Here is a 15,000-nt window from a genome sequence, read left to right as displayed (position 1 = left end):
TAGCAGCGCCACAAATCCCCAGGATCTACACTTTACGGATGACGGTTGCGCACTAAACCCGCAAAATGCAACGATTCCGGCAACTATCGACGGCATCGCCCGCGAGCGGTGTCGATAAAGCCATTGTTTCAATCAGACTGGGCCTGCTGACTCTATGCGAATGCGCCTTATGTTACTGGGCGGCGGAAATGCCCTTGGGCAGGCGCTGATTCGCCTCGGTGCGGAGGAAGACATCGGCTTCCTCGCCCCCCGCCCACCGCAAGACGGCTGGGATGCCGCGAGCCTGACGCAGCTGCTCGACGACACCCGTCCAGACGCGTTGATCAACCTCGCCTATTACTTCGACTGGTTTCAGGCGGAGACGGTCAGCGAACAGCGTCTGGCCGGGCAGGAACGGGCGATCGAGCGTCTGGCCGAACTGTGCCAGCATCACAACATCGTGCTGCTGCAACCATCGAGCTATCGGGTGTTCGATGGTTCCCGGGCGACGGCCTACAGCGAAAAAGACGAACCGGTGCCCTTGGGCCTGCGCGGTCAAGCCTTGTGGCGGATCGAGCAAAGCGTTCGCGCCACCTGCCCGCAACACGTGTTGCTGCGATTCGGCTGGTTGCTGGATGACAGCCCCGACGGCACCCTCGGACGTTTCCTCGGCCGCGCCGAACTGCCGGAAGAATTGCTGATGGCCGACGACCGCCGGGGCAATCCGACGCCGGTCGACGACGCCGCCCGGGTGATCATCTCGGTCCTCAAGCAACTCGATTGCTCGGCGCCGCTGTGGGGCACCTACCATTACGCCGGGCATGAGGCGACCACGCCGCTGGCACTTGGGCAGGCGATCCTCTCCGAAGCCCGCGCCCTGCATCCGCTGGCCATCGAAGCGCCGACCGCCCAGGCTCACGCCGCTCGGCCCGACGCCGCCGAAGAGCCGCAACACGCGGTGCTGGCCTGCAAGAAAATTCTGCACACTTTCGGGATCAAGCCCCGCGCCTGGCGTGCGGCACTCCCGGGCTTACTGGATAGGTTTTATCGCCATGGCTGACGGCCCTGTTTTAATCACCGGCGGCGCCGGTTTCATCGGTTCGCACCTCACCGATGCCTTACTCGCCAAGGGCCATTCGGTGCGCATTCTCGATGACCTCTCTACCGGCAAACGCAGCAACTTGCCGCTGGACAATCCAGGCGTCGAACTGATCGTGGGCGATGTCGCCGATGCTGCGCTGGTCGCGCGGGCGATGGTCGGTTGCAGCGCGGTGGCGCACCTGGCTGCGGTGGCGTCGGTGCAGGCGTCGGTGGATGACCCGGTGAAGACTCACCAGAGCAACTTCATTGGCTCGCTGAATGTCTGTGAAGCCATGCGCCAGGCCGGCGTCAAGCGAGTGCTGTATGCGTCCAGCGCAGCGGTCTATGGCAACAATGGCGAAGGCGAGTCGATTGACGAAGACACGCCCAAGGCACCGTTGACGCCCTACGCGTCGGACAAATTGTCGAGCGAGCATTACTTCGATTTTTACCGTCGCCAGCATGCTTTGGAGCCGGTGATTTTCCGCTTCTTCAACATCTTCGGCCCGCGCCAGGATCCGTCCTCGCCGTATTCCGGGGTGATCAGCATTTTCAGCGAACGCGCGCAGAAGGGCCTGCCGATCACGGTGTTCGGTGACGGTGAGCAGACTCGCGATTTCGTCTACGTCGAAGACCTGGTCGACTTGCTGGTGCAAGCCATCGAGAAACCGCAGGTCGAAGTCGGTGCGGTCAATGTCGGCTGGAACCAGGCCACGACCCTCAAGCAAATGCTTGAAGCCCTTGAAACGGTGGTCGGTCCATTGCCGCCGGTGAGCTATGGCCCGGCGCGCTCCGGTGACATCCGCCACTCGCGAGCGAACAATCAGCGTTTGCTGGAGCGCTTTACCTGCCCTGAGCAGACACCGATGCATGTCGGCCTGGCGCGGTTGTTGGGACGATAGATCGTTCCCACGCTCCGCGTGGGAATGCAGCCCGGGACGCTCCGCGTCCCAAGAGCGGACGCAGAGCGTCCATTGAGGCATTCCCACGCAGAGCGTGGGAACGATCAAAAAAGGCGCCTTTCGAAGGCGCCTTTTTTTTGTGTGGCGGGTTTAGAACTTGTAACCCAGGCCAACCATGTAGATGAACGGGTCTACGTCCACATCGACCTTGGCGCGAGTGCCTTGGGCCACTGCGTTGTTTTCTACGGTCGCGGTGGTGTCGATGTCGATGTAGCGCACCTGGGCGTTGATCATGATGGTGTCGGTCAGCATGTAGTCGGCACCGACCTGAAACGCCATGCCCCAGGAGTTATCCGCCTTGAAATTGCTGAAACCGTTGGCGCTGGCTTCGCTGCTAACGTGCTCGTCGTAGATCCAGGTGTAGTTGATACCGGCACCGACATACGGCTGGAACGCGGACTTCGAGTCCAGTGGGTAGTACACGACGCTCAGCGTCGGTGGCAGGTGTTTCAGCGAACCGAGTTTGCCATTGGCTGCGCCCAGGGCGGTGCCTTTGAGCTTCACGTCATGCTCGAACGGCGAGGCCGCCAGCAGCTCGATCCCCCAGTGGCTGTTGAGCATGTAAGCGAAGTTCAGACCCAGTTGCGTGTCGCTGCTCATAGTGGCCTTGCCACCCAGATCGGCACCCTTCAGCGGACCTTGATCAACCTTGACGCTGGAGCTGTCGGCTTCCGGGTTGACGGTGATTGCACCGGCACGAAGGATGATATCGCCGGCTTCGTGGGCGTAGGCTAACGGTGCTGCGAGCGCGAGGGCAAACAGCGAAGCGCTGAGCAAGGACTTGTGCATGGAGGGCTCCAAAGGACGTTAAAAATGTTTGATGTCCAATGGTACGGAGGCGTCTGATACGGTCTTTTGACTCAGCTCAATGAAACAGTGATGGCCCTGATTTTTGTGGAACCTTTGATGACCTCATCGCGAGCAGGCTCGCTCCCACAGGGATTTGTGTTGATGCACAGATCCAATGTGGGAGCGGGCTTGCTCGCGAAGGCTATCTATCAAACACCGCATAACTGCCGGTCACTGCGGCAATTCATACGCATAGATCTTGTCAGCCTCCATCTGATACCCGGCATCCGCCAACTCGCTAGTGGATGCTTTCACCTGCAACGCACCTTCGATCCAGTACGGCTGATACAGCTCATCCAGCTTCACGCCGACTTCGCTTTTGACATGCACGATCTGATTCGACGGCGGTGGCGGCACGTGGATGCAGGCGCCGAAATAAGGCACCAGCAGAAACTCCGTGGTGCGACCTTCTTCACTCACCTCCAGCGGCACGATGTACCCCGGCAGTCGAATGTTCTGACCGTCGAGGTTTTTCACCACCGGCGCATTGGGCATGTCCTGCTTGGCTGCTGGCGCCGATTCGGCGGCCAACGCGTTGCCCATCTGCGACAGGTCGTGCAGCGGCGTCATGTTCGGCACTTCCGGTGCGGCGTCCGGCGGGATCATTTCCGACCAGGTCAAGTCTTTCGGCTCGGCCGCCCACAGGGGCAAAGCGACCAGCATCAACAACGCAAGCACAACGCGGGGCATGTTCAACGTCCTCATAAACGGATCGACAGGCCATCGGCCAAGGATTGGCGATACGCGCGCCAGGCTGGCACGCTGCCCATCAGCAATGCGGCGCTCAGGATGCCACCGAGCAGCGTCCATTCATATTCGCTCGGCCAGGCCAGCGGCAAATACAAACCGTAATTGGCTTGCACGTAACCTTGGGCCAAGGCGATGCCCACATACAGCAGCGCTACACCGGCAATCACGCCGGACAGTGCCAAGGCAAACGCCTCCAGCACCAGCAACGTCGCGATGTGCCACGGCCGGGCACCCACCGATCGCAGAATCGCCATCTCCCGACGGCGTTCGTTGAGGCTGGTGAGGATCGCCGTGAGCATGCCGATCAACCCGGTCAGCACCACGAACAGCGAGACCACGAACAAGGCTTTTTCCGCCGTGCTCATCAAACTCCACAGTTCTTGCAACGCCACGCCCGGCAGGATCGCCAGCATCGGTTCACCGCGGAATTCGTTGATCTCACGCTGCAGTGCGAAGGTCGAAATCTTGCTGTTGAGGCCGAGCATGAACGCGGTGATCGCTTGCGGCGTCAGGTCCATGTTGCGCGCCTGATCGGCACTGATCCGGCCATTACCGCGCGCCGGCACGCCGTTGTGCCAGTCGACGTGAATCGCTTCCATGCCGCCGAGGCTGATGTGCAGCGTGCGGTCCACCGGTGTGCCGGTGCGTTTGAGAATGCCGACCACGGTGAACGGCTTGTCATCGTGCTTGACCAGGCTGATCACTGCCACGCCATGGGCCAGCACCAGTTTGTCGCCGAGCTTGTAGTGCAGCGCATCGGCCACTTCGGCGCCGAGCACCACTTCGAACGGGTCGGTGGCGAAAGCGCGGCCGTCGGCCAGTTGCAGGTGTTGCCGATGACCGTATTGGTAATGCTCGAAGTACGCCTCGGTGGTGCCCATCACGCGATAACCGCGATGGGAGTCGCCGAGGGACATCGGGATCGCCCACTTCACTTTCGGGTTGTTGGCGAAGTGTTCGAAGCTGTCCCAGCGGATGTTGTTGGTGGCGTTGCCGATGCGGAACACCGAGTACAGCAACAGGTTCACCGAGCCGGAACGGGCGCCGACAATCAGGTCGGTACCGCTGATGGTGCTGGCGAAACTGGCCTTGGCTTCGGTGCGCACCCGCTCCACCGCCAGCAGCAGGCAGACCGACAGGGCGATGGCGAACGCGGTGAGGATCGCGGTGAAGCGGCGGTTAGCCAGGCTGGCCATGGCTAGACGAAACAAATACATCTCAGACCTCGGACGGGGTGGCGGCGCGATTGAGATCGGCCAGCGACAGGTGGCGATCGAACAGCGGTGCCAGGCTTTGGTCGTGGCTGACGAACAGCAGGCTCGACCCGGCTTCGCGGCATTCGGCGAACAGCAAGCGAAGGAAATTCTCGCGGGCGTCGTAATCCAGGGCCGAGGTCGGTTCGTCGGCGATCACCAATTCAGGCTGACCGATCAACGCGCGCGCGGCAGCGACCCGTTGCTGTTGGCCGATGGACAGCGAATCGGCGCGACGACTGAGGATGCTTTCATCTTTCAAACCCAAGTGGGCGAGGAGGGTGGCCGCCGCCTGATCGACGCTGCCGTGGCGCTGGATCGCCCGTTCGGCGCGCAGTTTGGAGAAGTGGCAAGGCAACTCAACGTTCTCGCGCACCGAGAGAAACGGCAGCAAGTTGAACTGCTGGAAGATGTAGCCGGTGTGATCGACCCGAAAGCGGTCGCGAGCGCCGGCCGAGAGTTCGGTCAGTTCCTGGCCCAGCAATCGGATGCTGCCGCGATTGGGCTTCTGCACACCGCCGAGCAGGCCGAGCAGGGTGGTCTTGCCGCTGCCGCTGGGACCTTTGAGGAACAGGGTTTCGCCGGGCTCCAGGCGAAACGCCGGGATATCCAGCAGCGGCGGATGACCGGGCCAACTGAAGCCCAGGTCGGACAGTTCGATGAGTGCTTGGGTCATGTGAAACCGGTCAGGTTGGTGGTGAACCCTGTGGGAGCGGGCTTGCTCGCGAAAGCGGTGTATCAGTCGACATCAATGTTGCATGAGACACCGCTTTCGCGAGCAAGCCCGCTCCCACATTGGTTCTGCGGTGAATTTAGAATTTCAGGGCGGCAGCCTTGGCCGTCACTTCTACGCCTTGCTGCCCGCTCGGGCTGATCAGTTGTACCTGAATTTTCTGGGTCGCCGGGAAGGTGTTGAAGATATTCGCCAGGTCCAGGGTTTTCAGTGCGCCAGGTGCCGAGCAGCTGAATTGATAATGAGCGTGGATTTCGCTGTGGTCGTGGTGATGCTCGCCCTTGGCCTCTTCATCGGCATCCGGCTTGTCACCGAACAGCGGGCTTTCCAGTTCATGGGTTGCCACCACGCAACCGGCGGCTTTCGGCAGGTTGAACAGCACCAGTGGTTTCTCAAGCTGCGCACGAACGGCGGCGACTTTGGCTTTGTCGGCATCGGTGCTGGCGGCGTGTTCGAAACCCACCAGGTTCATCGCCGGGCTTTCCAGTTCCAGCTCCAGGGTTTGTCCATCCAGCGCTGCGTTCAGGCGACCGACACCATGTTCGTGGGCGCCGAGGCTGCCGTGCTCATGATCATGTTCATCAACGGCGTGGGCGACAGCCAGCGGCAACAGGGCAAACGGCAGAGCGAGAAGCAGACGGCGCATGGTGGGGTCTCCGAAAAGTAAAATGAAGAACTTGTTATGTAATCTTATAACGTAGGCGCCGAGAGTTTGACCGTCTGCTTGGCGTTGCACAAGTCCCATGGGAGCATGCAAGTCAGAAATGTGCAGGAGCAGACTTATGTTGCGAATACGCGGAAGCATCGGCGACTGGCCGGTGGATTTGACGCTGGAGATGGATGACGGCGACTGGGCACGGCTCGGTGCGCAGTTGCAGGTGGTGAAACCGGAGGCCAGTGCTGCGCCGGCAAAACCGGTCAATCAGGATGAGGCGCTGTGGCAGATCGCCAAGGATTTGCTGCGCAAGGCCGGGCAATTGAGCGGGCCGGATTTGCTGGAACAGTTGGAAGGGCTGACCGGCAGTGCGGCGTCGGGCAAGCGCTTGCTAGTGCGTTTGCGTCATTGCGCTGATGTGAAAGTGACGAGCGGCGGGGATACGCCGCTCTACAGCTGGCAAGAGCCAGCTACTTAATACAACGCGGCAAACAACTTGCGGCGGTACGTGGTCACCAGCGGGTGATCGTTGCCCAGCAGTTCGAACACCTGCAGCAAGGTCTTGTGCGGCAGGCCTTCGCTGTAGCTGCGATTGCGTACGAACAGCTTGAGCAACCCATCCAGCGCCGCGTCGTATTGCTGGCGGGCCAGTTGCTGGATTGCCAGCTGATAAACCGCTTCATCGTCCTGCGGATTTTTCGCCAGACGCGCTTTCAGGTCTGCCGCATCCGGCAAATCCCTGGCCTGACCGAGGAACTGGATCTGCGCCTTGGCGCCGGCCAGCGCGGCCTTGTGTTCATCGGTCTTGACCGCGTCGAGCACGATTTGCGCTTCGCCCAACTCGCCACGTTCGGTGAGGCAGCGAGCGTAGAGAATCAGCGCCTTGGCATTGGTGTTGTCTTCGCCCAACAGCACTTTGAGGATGGATTCGGCATCGGCAAAGCGATTGTCATCGAACAGCGCCTGAGCTTGCTCAAACGGATCGGCAGCCGTCGGCGGTGGCATTTGCACGTGAGGTTCGAGCATCGCGCGCACGGCAGATTCCGGCTGTGCACCGGCAAAACCGTCCACCGGCTGACCGTCCTTGAACAGCACCACCGTCGGCAGGCTGCGAATGCCGAAGCGCGAAACGATGTCCGGCTCGACGTCGCAGTTGACCTTGGCCAGCAGCAACTCGCCCTGATAGCTCTCGGCGATGGTTTGCAGCATCGGCATCAAGGCCTTGCACGGCGCACACCATTCGGCCCAGAAATCCACCAGCACCGGTTTGTGGAAAGAGTTCTCGATCACCGACTGCTCGAAATCGGCAGTCGTGGCGTCGAAGATGTACGGCGTTTCCTGACTCATGGGGGATCTCGTAAAAGCGTGAATGGGCTCACTATAAAGCTTCGCGAGGGGCTGCTGAAAGCCGTAACACGATCGTTCCCACGCTCTGCGTGGGAACGATCAGGCTCGGGTGGCGTGGTAAAGGCTCACATGCCGAAACTCTTCGGGCTCGGCCAGATCGGGCAAGGTCATCGCTTCCAGCATCTCGATGCGTTGATACAACGGGTGGCGAAAATCCCTTACCCGTGAATCCGCCACCAGGGCTTGCTGGCCGCGACTGAGGAATTCATCGAGCAACGGCAGATTCGCCCGGTCGTACAGCACGTCGGCCACCAGAATCAGATCAAACCGATCCGCTTCGGCGAAAAAATCCGTCGAGTAGTCGAGGTGTACGCCGTTGAGTTCGGCATTCGCCCGGCACGCCGCAATCGCCAGCGGGTCGAGGTCACAGGCCACTACTTCCAACGCTCCGGCCTTCACCGCCGCAATCCCCGCCACCCCGGAACCGGCGCCGAAATCCAGCACCCGTTTGCCTTTGACCCATTCAGGGAATTCAGCGAGATAGCGGGCGACCGCCAGCCCACTGGCCCAGCAAAAACTCCAATAAGGCGGCTCATGGAGAATTCGCCGGGTTTCTTCCGGGCTGAATGCGCGGTCCATGTTGTCGCCATCGATCAGCCAAAGCTTCAGATCGGTGTCCGGCAGTTCACAGGCAACCAGCTGCGCGTCACCGAGCAGTTCACCCAGCGCCTGTTGCAGGTCGAACGGTGCAATCATGGCGCTTTGACGAATTGCAGCTGACCCAGCATTTGCGTCGTTGGCTGCGTGATGACTTGCGGCGGCAGATGCAAAATCAGCTGGCCGGACTGGCTGGCGCGGCCACGCAGTTCAACGCGGGCACCGACCGGGAAGGATTCCGGGTTGAAACGCAGGTGAAACGGCAGAATCTGATTGGTGCCGATCAGGCTGGAACTGGCCAGCAATTGTTGCGGGCGGTCCTTATCGTCGATCACCAGCAGCGCCAACTCGACTTCGGCACCGGCCGGCACGCCTTGCAAGGTGCCGCTCAATTCACGCTGATACGCGGGCAACGGGCCGAGGTTGGCCGATTCCCTGGCTTTCTTCTGCGCGGCCTGTGGCGCGGGGCCTGGTGTCGGCGGCTGGGGCTTGGGTGCATCGCTGCTGCAGGCCACCAGCAGGCTGAAAAGACTGAGCAAAACCAGCGGTCTTAGGGACATTTTCGGCTCCAGCAAGGTGAAATCCATGGATCTAGCTCTATAGCCCGTCTGTATACCGCAAACCCTATGGCTTGTCTTGCCACGGGGATGCGCTACCATGGCCCTCCCTTTTTTTGTTGCCTGCCACCATGCACTGTCCCTTCTGCGGTGCCAACGACACCAAGGTCATCGACTCGCGTCTGGTCGCCGAGGGCGAACAGGTACGCCGCCGGCGTGAATGCCTGGCCTGCGGCGAGCGTTTCACGACGTTCGAGACGGCCGAACTGGTGTTGCCGCGCCTGATCAAAACCGACGGCAGCCGCCAGCCGTTCGACGAAGAAAAACTCCGCGCCGGCATGCAGCGTGCGCTGGAGAAGCGCCCGGTGAGTGTCGAGCGCCTGGAATCGTCGTTGGTGCACATCAAACACAAACTGCGCGCCACCGGTGAGCGAGAGGTTAAATCCCTTGTCGTCGGTGAACTGGTGATGGCCGAGCTGCAAAAGCTCGACGAAGTCGCCTACATTCGTTTCGCCTCCGTGTATCGACGCTTCCAGGACCTCAACGAGTTCCGCGAAGAGATCGATCGCCTGGCCCGTGAGCCGGTGAAAGAATGACCCCCACTTCCGAACAAGCCATCCTCGACGCTCATTACATGGCCCGCGCGCTGGAACTGGCGCGCAAAGGTCATTACACGACCCACCCCAACCCTCGGGTTGGCTGCGTGATCGTGCGTGACGGGCAAATCGTCGGCGAAGGCTGGCACGTGCGCACCGGCGAACCCCACGCCGAAGTCCACGCCCTGCACGCCGCCGGCGACAAGGCTCGAGGCGCCACCGCTTACGTGACCCTCGAACCTTGCAGCCACCACGGACGCACGCCGCCTTGTGCGGACGCGCTGGTACATGCCGGTGTGGCTCGGGTCGTCGCGGCGATGCAAGACCCGAATCCGTCGGTGGCCGGTCGAGGCATGCAGCGCCTGGCCCAGGCCGGCATTGCTACTGAAAGCGGCGTGCTGGAAGGCGAAGCGCGCAAGCTCAATGAAGGTTTCCTCAAGCGCATGGAGCACGGCTTGCCGTTCGTGCGGGTCAAGTTGGCCATGAGCCTCGACGGTCGCACGGCGATGGAAAGCGGCGAAAGCCAATGGATCACCGGCCCGGCGGCACGTTCGGCGGTACAACGCCTGCGCGCGCAGGCCAGCGTAGTGTTGACCGGCGCCGACACGGTGCTGGCGGACAATGCCCGTCTCACTGTGCGTGCCGATGAGTTGGGCCTGGACCCTGAGCAAACCGCTTTGGCCATGAGCCGTCCGCCGCTGCGTGTGTTGATCGACGGTCGCCTGCGCGTGCCGCTGGACGCGCCGTTCTTCAAGGCTGGCCCGGCGCTGGTCGCCACCTGCATGGCGATTGAAGAGCAATACGCCAACGGTCCGGAATGCCTGATCGTGGCGGGCGAGGATGGCTTGGTCGACCTGCGCAAACTGCTGGTCGAACTCGCCGCCCGCGGGGTCAACGAAGTGTTGGTCGAAGCGGGCCCGCGTCTGGCCGGGGCTTTCGCTCAGCAAGGGCTGGTGGACGAGTTTCAGATTTTCATCGCTGGCAAGTTTTTAGGTTCGTCTGCGCGCCCGTTGCTGGATTGGCCGCTCGCGCAAATGAAGGATGCGCCTGAACTCAAAATCATCGAAATCCGCGCGGTTGGCGATGACTGGCGAGTCATCGCCATTCCTTCGCCAGCGGCGAGCGTATAATTCCGGGCCTGCGCCACGCGACAGCCCTGTTCTCGAGGAGGACTCCATGTTTACCGGCATCATCGAATCCATCGGCAGTATTCGTGCATTGACCCCAAAAGGCGGAGATGTGCGGGTTCACGTAGAAACCGGCAAGCTCGACCTGAGCGACGTCAAACTGGGCGACAGCATCGCAGTCAACGGCGTGTGCCTGACCGCGGTTGAATTGCCAGGCAACGGCTTTGCGGCGGACGTCAGTCGCGAAACCCTCGACTGCACCGCCATGAATGATCTGAAAAGCGGCAGCCCGGTGAACCTGGAAAAAGCCCTGACCCCGACCACTCGCCTCGGCGGGCATCTGGTCAGCGGTCATGTCGATGGCGTGGGCGAAGTGGTTGCCCGTACCGAGAATGCTCGCGCTGTGGAGTTCCGCATCCGCGCTCCCAAAGAGCTGGCCAAGTACATCGCCCATAAAGGCTCGATCACCGTCGACGGCACCAGCCTGACCGTGAACGCGGTCGATGGCGCCGAGTTCATGCTGACGATCATTCCGCATACCCTGAGCGAAACCATCATGGCGTCTTACCAGCCAGGTCGCCGGGTGAATCTTGAAGTTGACTTGCTTGCCCGTTATCTGGAACGCCTGCTGTTGGGCGACAAGGCCGCAGAGCCAGCAAAGTCCGGAAACATCACTGAAAGCTTTCTGGCCGCCAACGGCTACCTCAAATCCTGAAGCTCAAATTTCGAAAGAAGGGGGGTGCCTTGTGGCGCTCAATAGCATCGAAGAACTGGTTGAAGACATCCGCCAAGGCAAGATGGTCATCCTCATGGATGACGAAGACCGCGAGAACGAAGGCGACCTGATCATGGCCGCCGAGTGCTGCCAGCCTGAACACATCAACTTCATGGCCAAGCACGCCCGTGGCCTGATCTGCATGCCGATGAGCCGCGAGCGCTGCGAACTGCTGAAACTGCCTTTGATGGCGCCGCGCAACGGTTCCGGCTTCGGCACCAAGTTCACCGTGTCCATCGAAGCGGCCACCGGCGTGACCACCGGCATCTCTGCTGCTGACCGTGCGCGCACCGTGCAAGCCGCTGCCGCAAAAGACGCCAAGGCTGAAGACATCGTCAGCCCCGGCCACATCTTCCCGCTGATGGCCCAGGCCGGCGGCACCCTCGCTCGCGCCGGCCACACCGAAGCGGCGTGCGACCTGGCGCGCATGGCCGGTTTCGAGCCGAGCGGCGTGATCTGCGAAGTGATGAACGACGACGGCACCATGTCCCGCCGCGCCGAACTGGAAGCGTTTGCTGCCGAACACAACATCAAGATCGGCACCATCGCCGACCTGATTCACTACCGGATGATCCACGAACGTACCGTTCAGCGGATTGCCGAGCAGCCGCTGGACAGCGAACTGGGCCAATTCAACCTGGTGACCTATCGTGATTCGGTGGAAGGCGACGTGCACATGGCCCTGACCCTGGGCACCGTGTGCGCCGAAGAGCCGACCCTGGTTCGCGTGCACAACATGGACCCGCTGCGCGACCTGTTGATGGTCAAGCAACCTGGCCGCTGGAGCCTGCGCGCCGCGATGGCCGCGGTCGCCGAGGCTGGAAGTGGCGTGGTGCTGTTGCTCGGTCACCCGCTCGATGGCGACGTGTTGCTGGCGCATATCCGCGAAACCGCGGAGCACGTTCCGGCGAAAAAACCGACCACCTACAGCATTGTTGGTGCCGGTTCGCAGATCCTCCGGGACCTGGGCGTACGCAAAATGCGCCTGATGAGTGCGCCGATGAAATTTAATGCGATATCCGGTTTCGATCTGGAAGTTGTAGAATACGTGCCCTCCGAATAATGACCGGTTGTTTCCAGTCCTTGATTCGCGGTTAACACATCACTGAGGGACGCGTAGAAAACGCGTCCCGGCTCTTTAAGAGATCTAACGAATGACCCTGAAGACCATCGAAGGTACCTTCATCGCCCCTAAAGGCCGCTACGCTTTGGTAGTAGGCCGTTTCAACAGCTTCGTCGTTGAAAGCCTGGTCAGCGGTGCAGTTGATGCCCTGGTTCGCCACGGCGTGAGCGAAAGCGACATCACCATCATCCGCGCACCTGGCGCCTTCGAAATTCCGCTGGTTGCGCAGAAAGTCGCTCAGAAGGGCGAATACGCGGCAATCATCGCCCTGGGCGCGGTCATTCGTGGCGGTACTCCGCACTTCGAATACGTGGCGGGCGAATGCACCAAGGGCCTGTCCCAGGTGTCCATGGAGTTCGGCGTTCCAGTCGCATTTGGCGTGCTGACCGTTGATTCCATCGAGCAAGCCATCGAACGTTCCGGCACCAAGGCCGGTAACAAAGGTGCTGAAGCTGCCCTGTCCGCTCTGGAAATGGTCAGCCTGCTGGCGCAGTTGGAGGCCAAGTGATTAGCGACGAAAGCGATCGTTTCAACCCGCGCGATCCAAAGCCTGCGGATGCCGGCAAGCCATCGAAAAGCGTCAAGCGTCGCGAAGCCCGTCAGCTCGCGACTCAGGCGCTGTACCAATGGCACATGGCCAAGCAATCTTTGAACGAGATCGAAGCGCAGTTTCGGGTCGATAACGATTTCAGCGATGTCGATGCCGCGTACTTCCACGACATCCTGCACGGCGTTCCGGCTCACAAGCCTGAAATCGACGCTGCACTGACGCCGTGCCTGGACATCACCATCGAAGAGCTGGACCCGGTTGAACTGGCCGTTCTGCGCCTGTCGACCTGGGAACTGCTCAAGCGCGTCGACGTGCCGTACCGCGTTGTGATCAACGAAGGTATCGAGCTGGCGAAAGTCTTCGGTTCCACCGACGGCCACAAGTTCGTCAACGGTGTACTCGACAAGCTGGCCCCGCGTCTGCGTGAAGCTGAAGTGAAGGCGTTCAAGCGCTGATTGGCGCTTGCAATCGCTATGGGTGAGTTTGAGCTGATCCGCAATTTCTTCGCCGCCGCGCCTTGTGCGCAGGGCGGCGAAGGCGTTGCCCTTGGGATCGGCGATGACTGCGCCTTGCTAGCTGTTCCTCCCGGGGAGCAGTTGGCCATTTCTACCGACACACTGGTTGCCGGTGTGCATTTCGCAGATCCTTGCGACCCGTTCCTGCTCGGTCAGCGCTCGCTGGCTGTGGCTGTCAGTGATCTGGCCGCCATGGGCGCCACCCCCATTGCCTTTACCCTTGCCCTGACCTTGCCGACGGTGACCACCGATTGGCTGGACGCCTACGCCCGTGGTTTGAACGTCATGGCGCAGCGCTGCGGTATGGCGCTGGTGGGGGGGGATACCACCCGTGGGCCATTGAGCCTGACCATGACCGTGTTCGGTCGTGTGCCGGCAGGTCTGGCGTTGACCCGCAGCGGTGCGCAGCCAGGCGATTTTCTGTGCGTTGGCGGTGAGCTTGGCAACGCGGCGGGTGCATTGCCGCTGGTGCTCGGTCAGCGAATGGCTGATGCGGCCATCGCTGATCCGTTGCGTGCCCATTACTGGTCGCCGCAACCGCAGCTGGGCCTTGGCATGGCGTTGCGCGGCAGAGCTAGTGCGGCGCTGGACATCTCCGATGGCCTGCTCGCCGACTGCGGGCACATTGCCCTGGCGTCGAAAGTCGGGGTTCAGGTAGAGCGCAGTAAACTGCCATTGTCGAAGGCGCTGCTGGCCTTCCTCGGCCAGTCTGGCGCTGAGCAAGCCGCCTTGAGCGGCGGTGACGATTACGTGCTGGCCTTTACCTTGCCCCCCGCCGAGTTGTCATCATTGCTGGCGGACGGCTGGCCGATCCATGTGGTCGGCCGTGTCGTGACGGGGCAGGGCGTAGTGCTGCTCGACGCCGACGGACAAGACATCACCCCGCAAACCCGGGGCTATCAACATTTTCGGGAGACACCGTGACAGATCATCCCAAACAGGTCCCGGCGGAATTCGTGCCGCCCTCGGTATGGCGCAATCCGTGGCATTTCCTGGCGTTCGGCTTCGGCTCGGGCACCTTGCCAAAAGCACCGGGCACCTGGGGTTCGTTAGTTGCGCTGCCCTTTATCCCGTTGTGGCAGATGCTGCCCGATTGGGGTTACTGGCTGATGCTCGGCATCACCATGCTGTTTGGCTTCTGGCTGTGCGGCAAGGTCGCCGACGATTTGCGGGTACACGACCACGAAGGCATCGTCTGGGACGAAATGGTCGGGATGTGGATCACCCTTTGGCTGGTGCCGGAAGGCTGGTATTGGTTGCTCGCCGGATTTTTGGTGTTCCGCTTTTTCGACATTCTCAAGCCTTGGCCGATTCACTGGATCGACCGGCATGTGCACGGCGGCGTCGGTATCATGCTCGATGATGTATTGGCCGGGGTGTTTGCGTGGTTGGCGATGCAGGGGCTGGTTTGGATTTTTGCCTGACGGGCAAAACTGTAGCGCTTGATTAACCCTGTGGGAGCGAGCCTGCTCGCGATGACGGTGTATCAGCC

The 15,000-nt window shown here is 61.3% G+C and carries 19 protein-coding genes; 11 read left to right on the top strand and 8 right to left on the bottom strand.

The window, feature by feature from the left end; translation table 11 throughout:
- The first annotated feature begins 154 nt into the window (after positions 1-154).
- Positions 155-1,039 (top strand): sugar nucleotide-binding protein, encoded by an 885-nt coding sequence (locus BLW70_RS01865; RefSeq protein ID WP_033053404.1) that lies wholly within the window; start codon positions 155-157, stop codon positions 1,037-1,039.
- Entirely contained in the window at positions 1,032-1,961 is a 930-nt protein-coding gene (locus BLW70_RS01860) for an NAD-dependent epimerase/dehydratase family protein (protein ID WP_074871295.1), read from the top strand. Before BLW70_RS01865 ends, BLW70_RS01860 begins: the two co-directional genes overlap by 8 nt.
- 150 nt (positions 1,962-2,111) lie before the next feature.
- On the opposite strand, the gene BLW70_RS01855 is transcribed toward BLW70_RS01860, so the two are convergent.
- The 5 genes from BLW70_RS01855 to BLW70_RS01835 all read right to left on the bottom strand — a co-directional run bounded on the left by BLW70_RS01855 (position 2,112) and on the right by BLW70_RS01835 (position 6,252).
- A complete protein-coding gene (locus BLW70_RS01855) occupies positions 2,112-2,810 on the bottom strand; it encodes an OmpW/AlkL family protein (RefSeq protein ID WP_074871293.1) in 699 nt (232 codons plus the stop codon).
- Positions 2,811-3,041: 231 nt separating this feature from the next.
- Positions 3,042-3,560: a DUF3299 domain-containing protein gene (locus tag BLW70_RS01850; protein WP_074871291.1), complete on the bottom strand. Its 519-nt coding sequence runs from the start codon at positions 3,558-3,560 to the stop codon at positions 3,042-3,044.
- A gap of 11 nt (positions 3,561-3,571) precedes the next feature.
- Positions 3,572-4,837 (bottom strand): ABC transporter permease, encoded by a 1,266-nt coding sequence (locus BLW70_RS01845; protein ID WP_074871289.1) that lies wholly within the window; start codon positions 4,835-4,837, stop codon positions 3,572-3,574.
- Position 4,838: 1 nt separating this feature from the next.
- The gene (locus tag BLW70_RS01840; RefSeq protein ID WP_074871287.1) at positions 4,839-5,549 is read right to left on the bottom strand and encodes an ABC transporter ATP-binding protein; all 711 of its coding nucleotides are present in this window, start codon (positions 5,547-5,549) and stop codon (positions 4,839-4,841) included.
- A 136-nt stretch (positions 5,550-5,685) separates the two neighbouring features.
- Entirely contained in the window at positions 5,686-6,252 is a 567-nt protein-coding gene (locus tag BLW70_RS01835; RefSeq protein ID WP_074871286.1) for a DUF2796 domain-containing protein, read from the bottom strand.
- Between the two features lie 136 nt (positions 6,253-6,388).
- Here BLW70_RS01835 and BLW70_RS01830 point away from each other — a divergent pair, with 136 nt between their 5' ends.
- A complete protein-coding gene (locus BLW70_RS01830) occupies positions 6,389-6,739 on the top strand; it encodes a hypothetical protein (protein ID WP_074871284.1) in 351 nt (116 codons plus the stop codon).
- Here BLW70_RS01830 and trxA read toward each other — a convergent pair.
- The 3 genes from trxA to BLW70_RS01815 all read right to left on the bottom strand — a co-directional run bounded on the left by trxA (position 6,736) and on the right by BLW70_RS01815 (position 8,825).
- The gene (gene trxA, locus BLW70_RS01825; protein ID WP_074871281.1) at positions 6,736-7,608 is read right to left on the bottom strand and encodes a thioredoxin; all 873 of its coding nucleotides are present in this window, start codon (positions 7,606-7,608) and stop codon (positions 6,736-6,738) included. The genes BLW70_RS01830 and trxA overlap by 4 nt on opposite strands.
- A gap of 99 nt (positions 7,609-7,707) precedes the next feature.
- Positions 7,708-8,364 (bottom strand): class I SAM-dependent methyltransferase, encoded by a 657-nt coding sequence (locus tag BLW70_RS01820; RefSeq protein ID WP_074871280.1) that lies wholly within the window; start codon positions 8,362-8,364, stop codon positions 7,708-7,710.
- Positions 8,361-8,825 carry a YbaY family lipoprotein gene (locus BLW70_RS01815; RefSeq protein WP_074880380.1) on the bottom strand — a complete coding sequence of 155 codons (465 nt, stop codon included), beginning with the start codon at positions 8,823-8,825 and terminating at the stop codon, positions 8,361-8,363. The genes BLW70_RS01820 and BLW70_RS01815 overlap by 4 nt, the downstream gene beginning before the upstream one ends.
- A 128-nt stretch (positions 8,826-8,953) precedes the next feature.
- On the opposite strand from BLW70_RS01815, the gene nrdR reads away from it, so the two are divergent.
- The 8 genes from nrdR (at position 8,954) to BLW70_RS01775 (ending at position 14,932) form a co-directional block, all read left to right on the top strand.
- The gene (gene nrdR / locus BLW70_RS01810; RefSeq protein ID WP_003228656.1) at positions 8,954-9,418 is read left to right on the top strand and encodes a transcriptional regulator NrdR; all 465 of its coding nucleotides are present in this window, start codon (positions 8,954-8,956) and stop codon (positions 9,416-9,418) included.
- The gene (gene ribD / locus BLW70_RS01805; protein WP_074871278.1) at positions 9,415-10,548 is read left to right on the top strand and encodes a bifunctional diaminohydroxyphosphoribosylaminopyrimidine deaminase/5-amino-6-(5-phosphoribosylamino)uracil reductase RibD; all 1,134 of its coding nucleotides are present in this window, start codon (positions 9,415-9,417) and stop codon (positions 10,546-10,548) included. Before nrdR ends, ribD begins: the two co-directional genes overlap by 4 nt.
- Positions 10,549-10,594: 46 nt before the next feature.
- Entirely contained in the window at positions 10,595-11,260 is a 666-nt protein-coding gene (locus BLW70_RS01800; RefSeq protein ID WP_074871276.1) for a riboflavin synthase, read from the top strand.
- 31 nt (positions 11,261-11,291) lie between these two features.
- Complete coding sequence (gene ribBA / locus BLW70_RS01795; RefSeq protein WP_033059428.1) at positions 11,292-12,383, top strand: bifunctional 3,4-dihydroxy-2-butanone-4-phosphate synthase/GTP cyclohydrolase II; 1,092 nt, start codon at positions 11,292-11,294, stop codon at positions 12,381-12,383.
- Between the two features lie 91 nt (positions 12,384-12,474).
- Positions 12,475-12,951 carry a 6,7-dimethyl-8-ribityllumazine synthase gene (ribH, locus tag BLW70_RS01790; RefSeq protein ID WP_074871273.1) on the top strand — a complete coding sequence of 159 codons (477 nt, stop codon included), beginning with the start codon at positions 12,475-12,477 and terminating at the stop codon, positions 12,949-12,951.
- On the top strand, positions 12,948-13,448 hold the full coding sequence (gene nusB / locus BLW70_RS01785) for a transcription antitermination factor NusB (protein WP_008153530.1): 501 nt from the start codon (positions 12,948-12,950) through the stop codon (positions 13,446-13,448). Before ribH ends, nusB begins: the two co-directional genes overlap by 4 nt.
- An 18-nt stretch (positions 13,449-13,466) precedes the next feature.
- On the top strand, positions 13,467-14,432 hold the full coding sequence (thiL, locus tag BLW70_RS01780) for a thiamine-phosphate kinase (protein WP_074871271.1): 966 nt from the start codon (positions 13,467-13,469) through the stop codon (positions 14,430-14,432).
- Positions 14,429-14,932 carry a phosphatidylglycerophosphatase A family protein gene (locus BLW70_RS01775; protein ID WP_008033735.1) on the top strand — a complete coding sequence of 168 codons (504 nt, stop codon included), beginning with the start codon at positions 14,429-14,431 and terminating at the stop codon, positions 14,930-14,932. Before thiL ends, BLW70_RS01775 begins: the two co-directional genes overlap by 4 nt.
- Positions 14,933-15,000 lie beyond the last annotated feature (68 nt).

Source organism: Pseudomonas frederiksbergensis, assembly GCF_900105495.1.
Classification (GTDB): Bacteria; Pseudomonadota; Gammaproteobacteria; order Pseudomonadales; family Pseudomonadaceae; genus Aquipseudomonas; species Aquipseudomonas frederiksbergensis.
This window is presented reverse-complemented; position numbering and strand designations above follow the sequence as displayed.

Bases quoted from the DNA above. Each gene is read 5' to 3' on its own strand.
- thiL (WP_074871271.1), top strand. From the start codon at position 13,467: ATGGGTGAGTTTGAGCTGATCCGCAATTTCTTCGCCGCCGCGCCTTGT.
- BLW70_RS01815 (WP_074880380.1), bottom strand. From the start codon at position 8,825: ATGTCCCTAAGACCGCTGGTTTTGCTCAGTCTTTTCAGCCTGCTGGTG.
- BLW70_RS01855 (WP_074871293.1), bottom strand. From the start codon at position 2,810: ATGCACAAGTCCTTGCTCAGCGCTTCGCTGTTTGCCCTCGCGCTCGCA.
- BLW70_RS01850 (WP_074871291.1), bottom strand. From the start codon at position 3,560: ATGCCCCGCGTTGTGCTTGCGTTGTTGATGCTGGTCGCTTTGCCCCTG.
- BLW70_RS01800 (WP_074871276.1), top strand. From the start codon at position 10,595: ATGTTTACCGGCATCATCGAATCCATCGGCAGTATTCGTGCATTGACC.
- BLW70_RS01845 (WP_074871289.1), bottom strand. From the start codon at position 4,837: ATGTATTTGTTTCGTCTAGCCATGGCCAGCCTGGCTAACCGCCGCTTC.
- nrdR (WP_003228656.1), top strand. From the start codon at position 8,954: ATGCACTGTCCCTTCTGCGGTGCCAACGACACCAAGGTCATCGACTCG.
- ribH (WP_074871273.1), top strand. From the start codon at position 12,475: ATGACCCTGAAGACCATCGAAGGTACCTTCATCGCCCCTAAAGGCCGC.
- BLW70_RS01865 (WP_033053404.1), top strand. From the start codon at position 155: ATGCGAATGCGCCTTATGTTACTGGGCGGCGGAAATGCCCTTGGGCAG.
- BLW70_RS01820 (WP_074871280.1), bottom strand. From the start codon at position 8,364: ATGATTGCACCGTTCGACCTGCAACAGGCGCTGGGTGAACTGCTCGGT.
- ribD (WP_074871278.1), top strand. From the start codon at position 9,415: ATGACCCCCACTTCCGAACAAGCCATCCTCGACGCTCATTACATGGCC.
- BLW70_RS01860 (WP_074871295.1), top strand. From the start codon at position 1,032: ATGGCTGACGGCCCTGTTTTAATCACCGGCGGCGCCGGTTTCATCGGT.
- BLW70_RS01840 (WP_074871287.1), bottom strand. From the start codon at position 5,549: ATGACCCAAGCACTCATCGAACTGTCCGACCTGGGCTTCAGTTGGCCC.
- BLW70_RS01830 (WP_074871284.1), top strand. From the start codon at position 6,389: ATGTTGCGAATACGCGGAAGCATCGGCGACTGGCCGGTGGATTTGACG.
- trxA (WP_074871281.1), bottom strand. From the start codon at position 7,608: ATGAGTCAGGAAACGCCGTACATCTTCGACGCCACGACTGCCGATTTC.
- BLW70_RS01835 (WP_074871286.1), bottom strand. From the start codon at position 6,252: ATGCGCCGTCTGCTTCTCGCTCTGCCGTTTGCCCTGTTGCCGCTGGCT.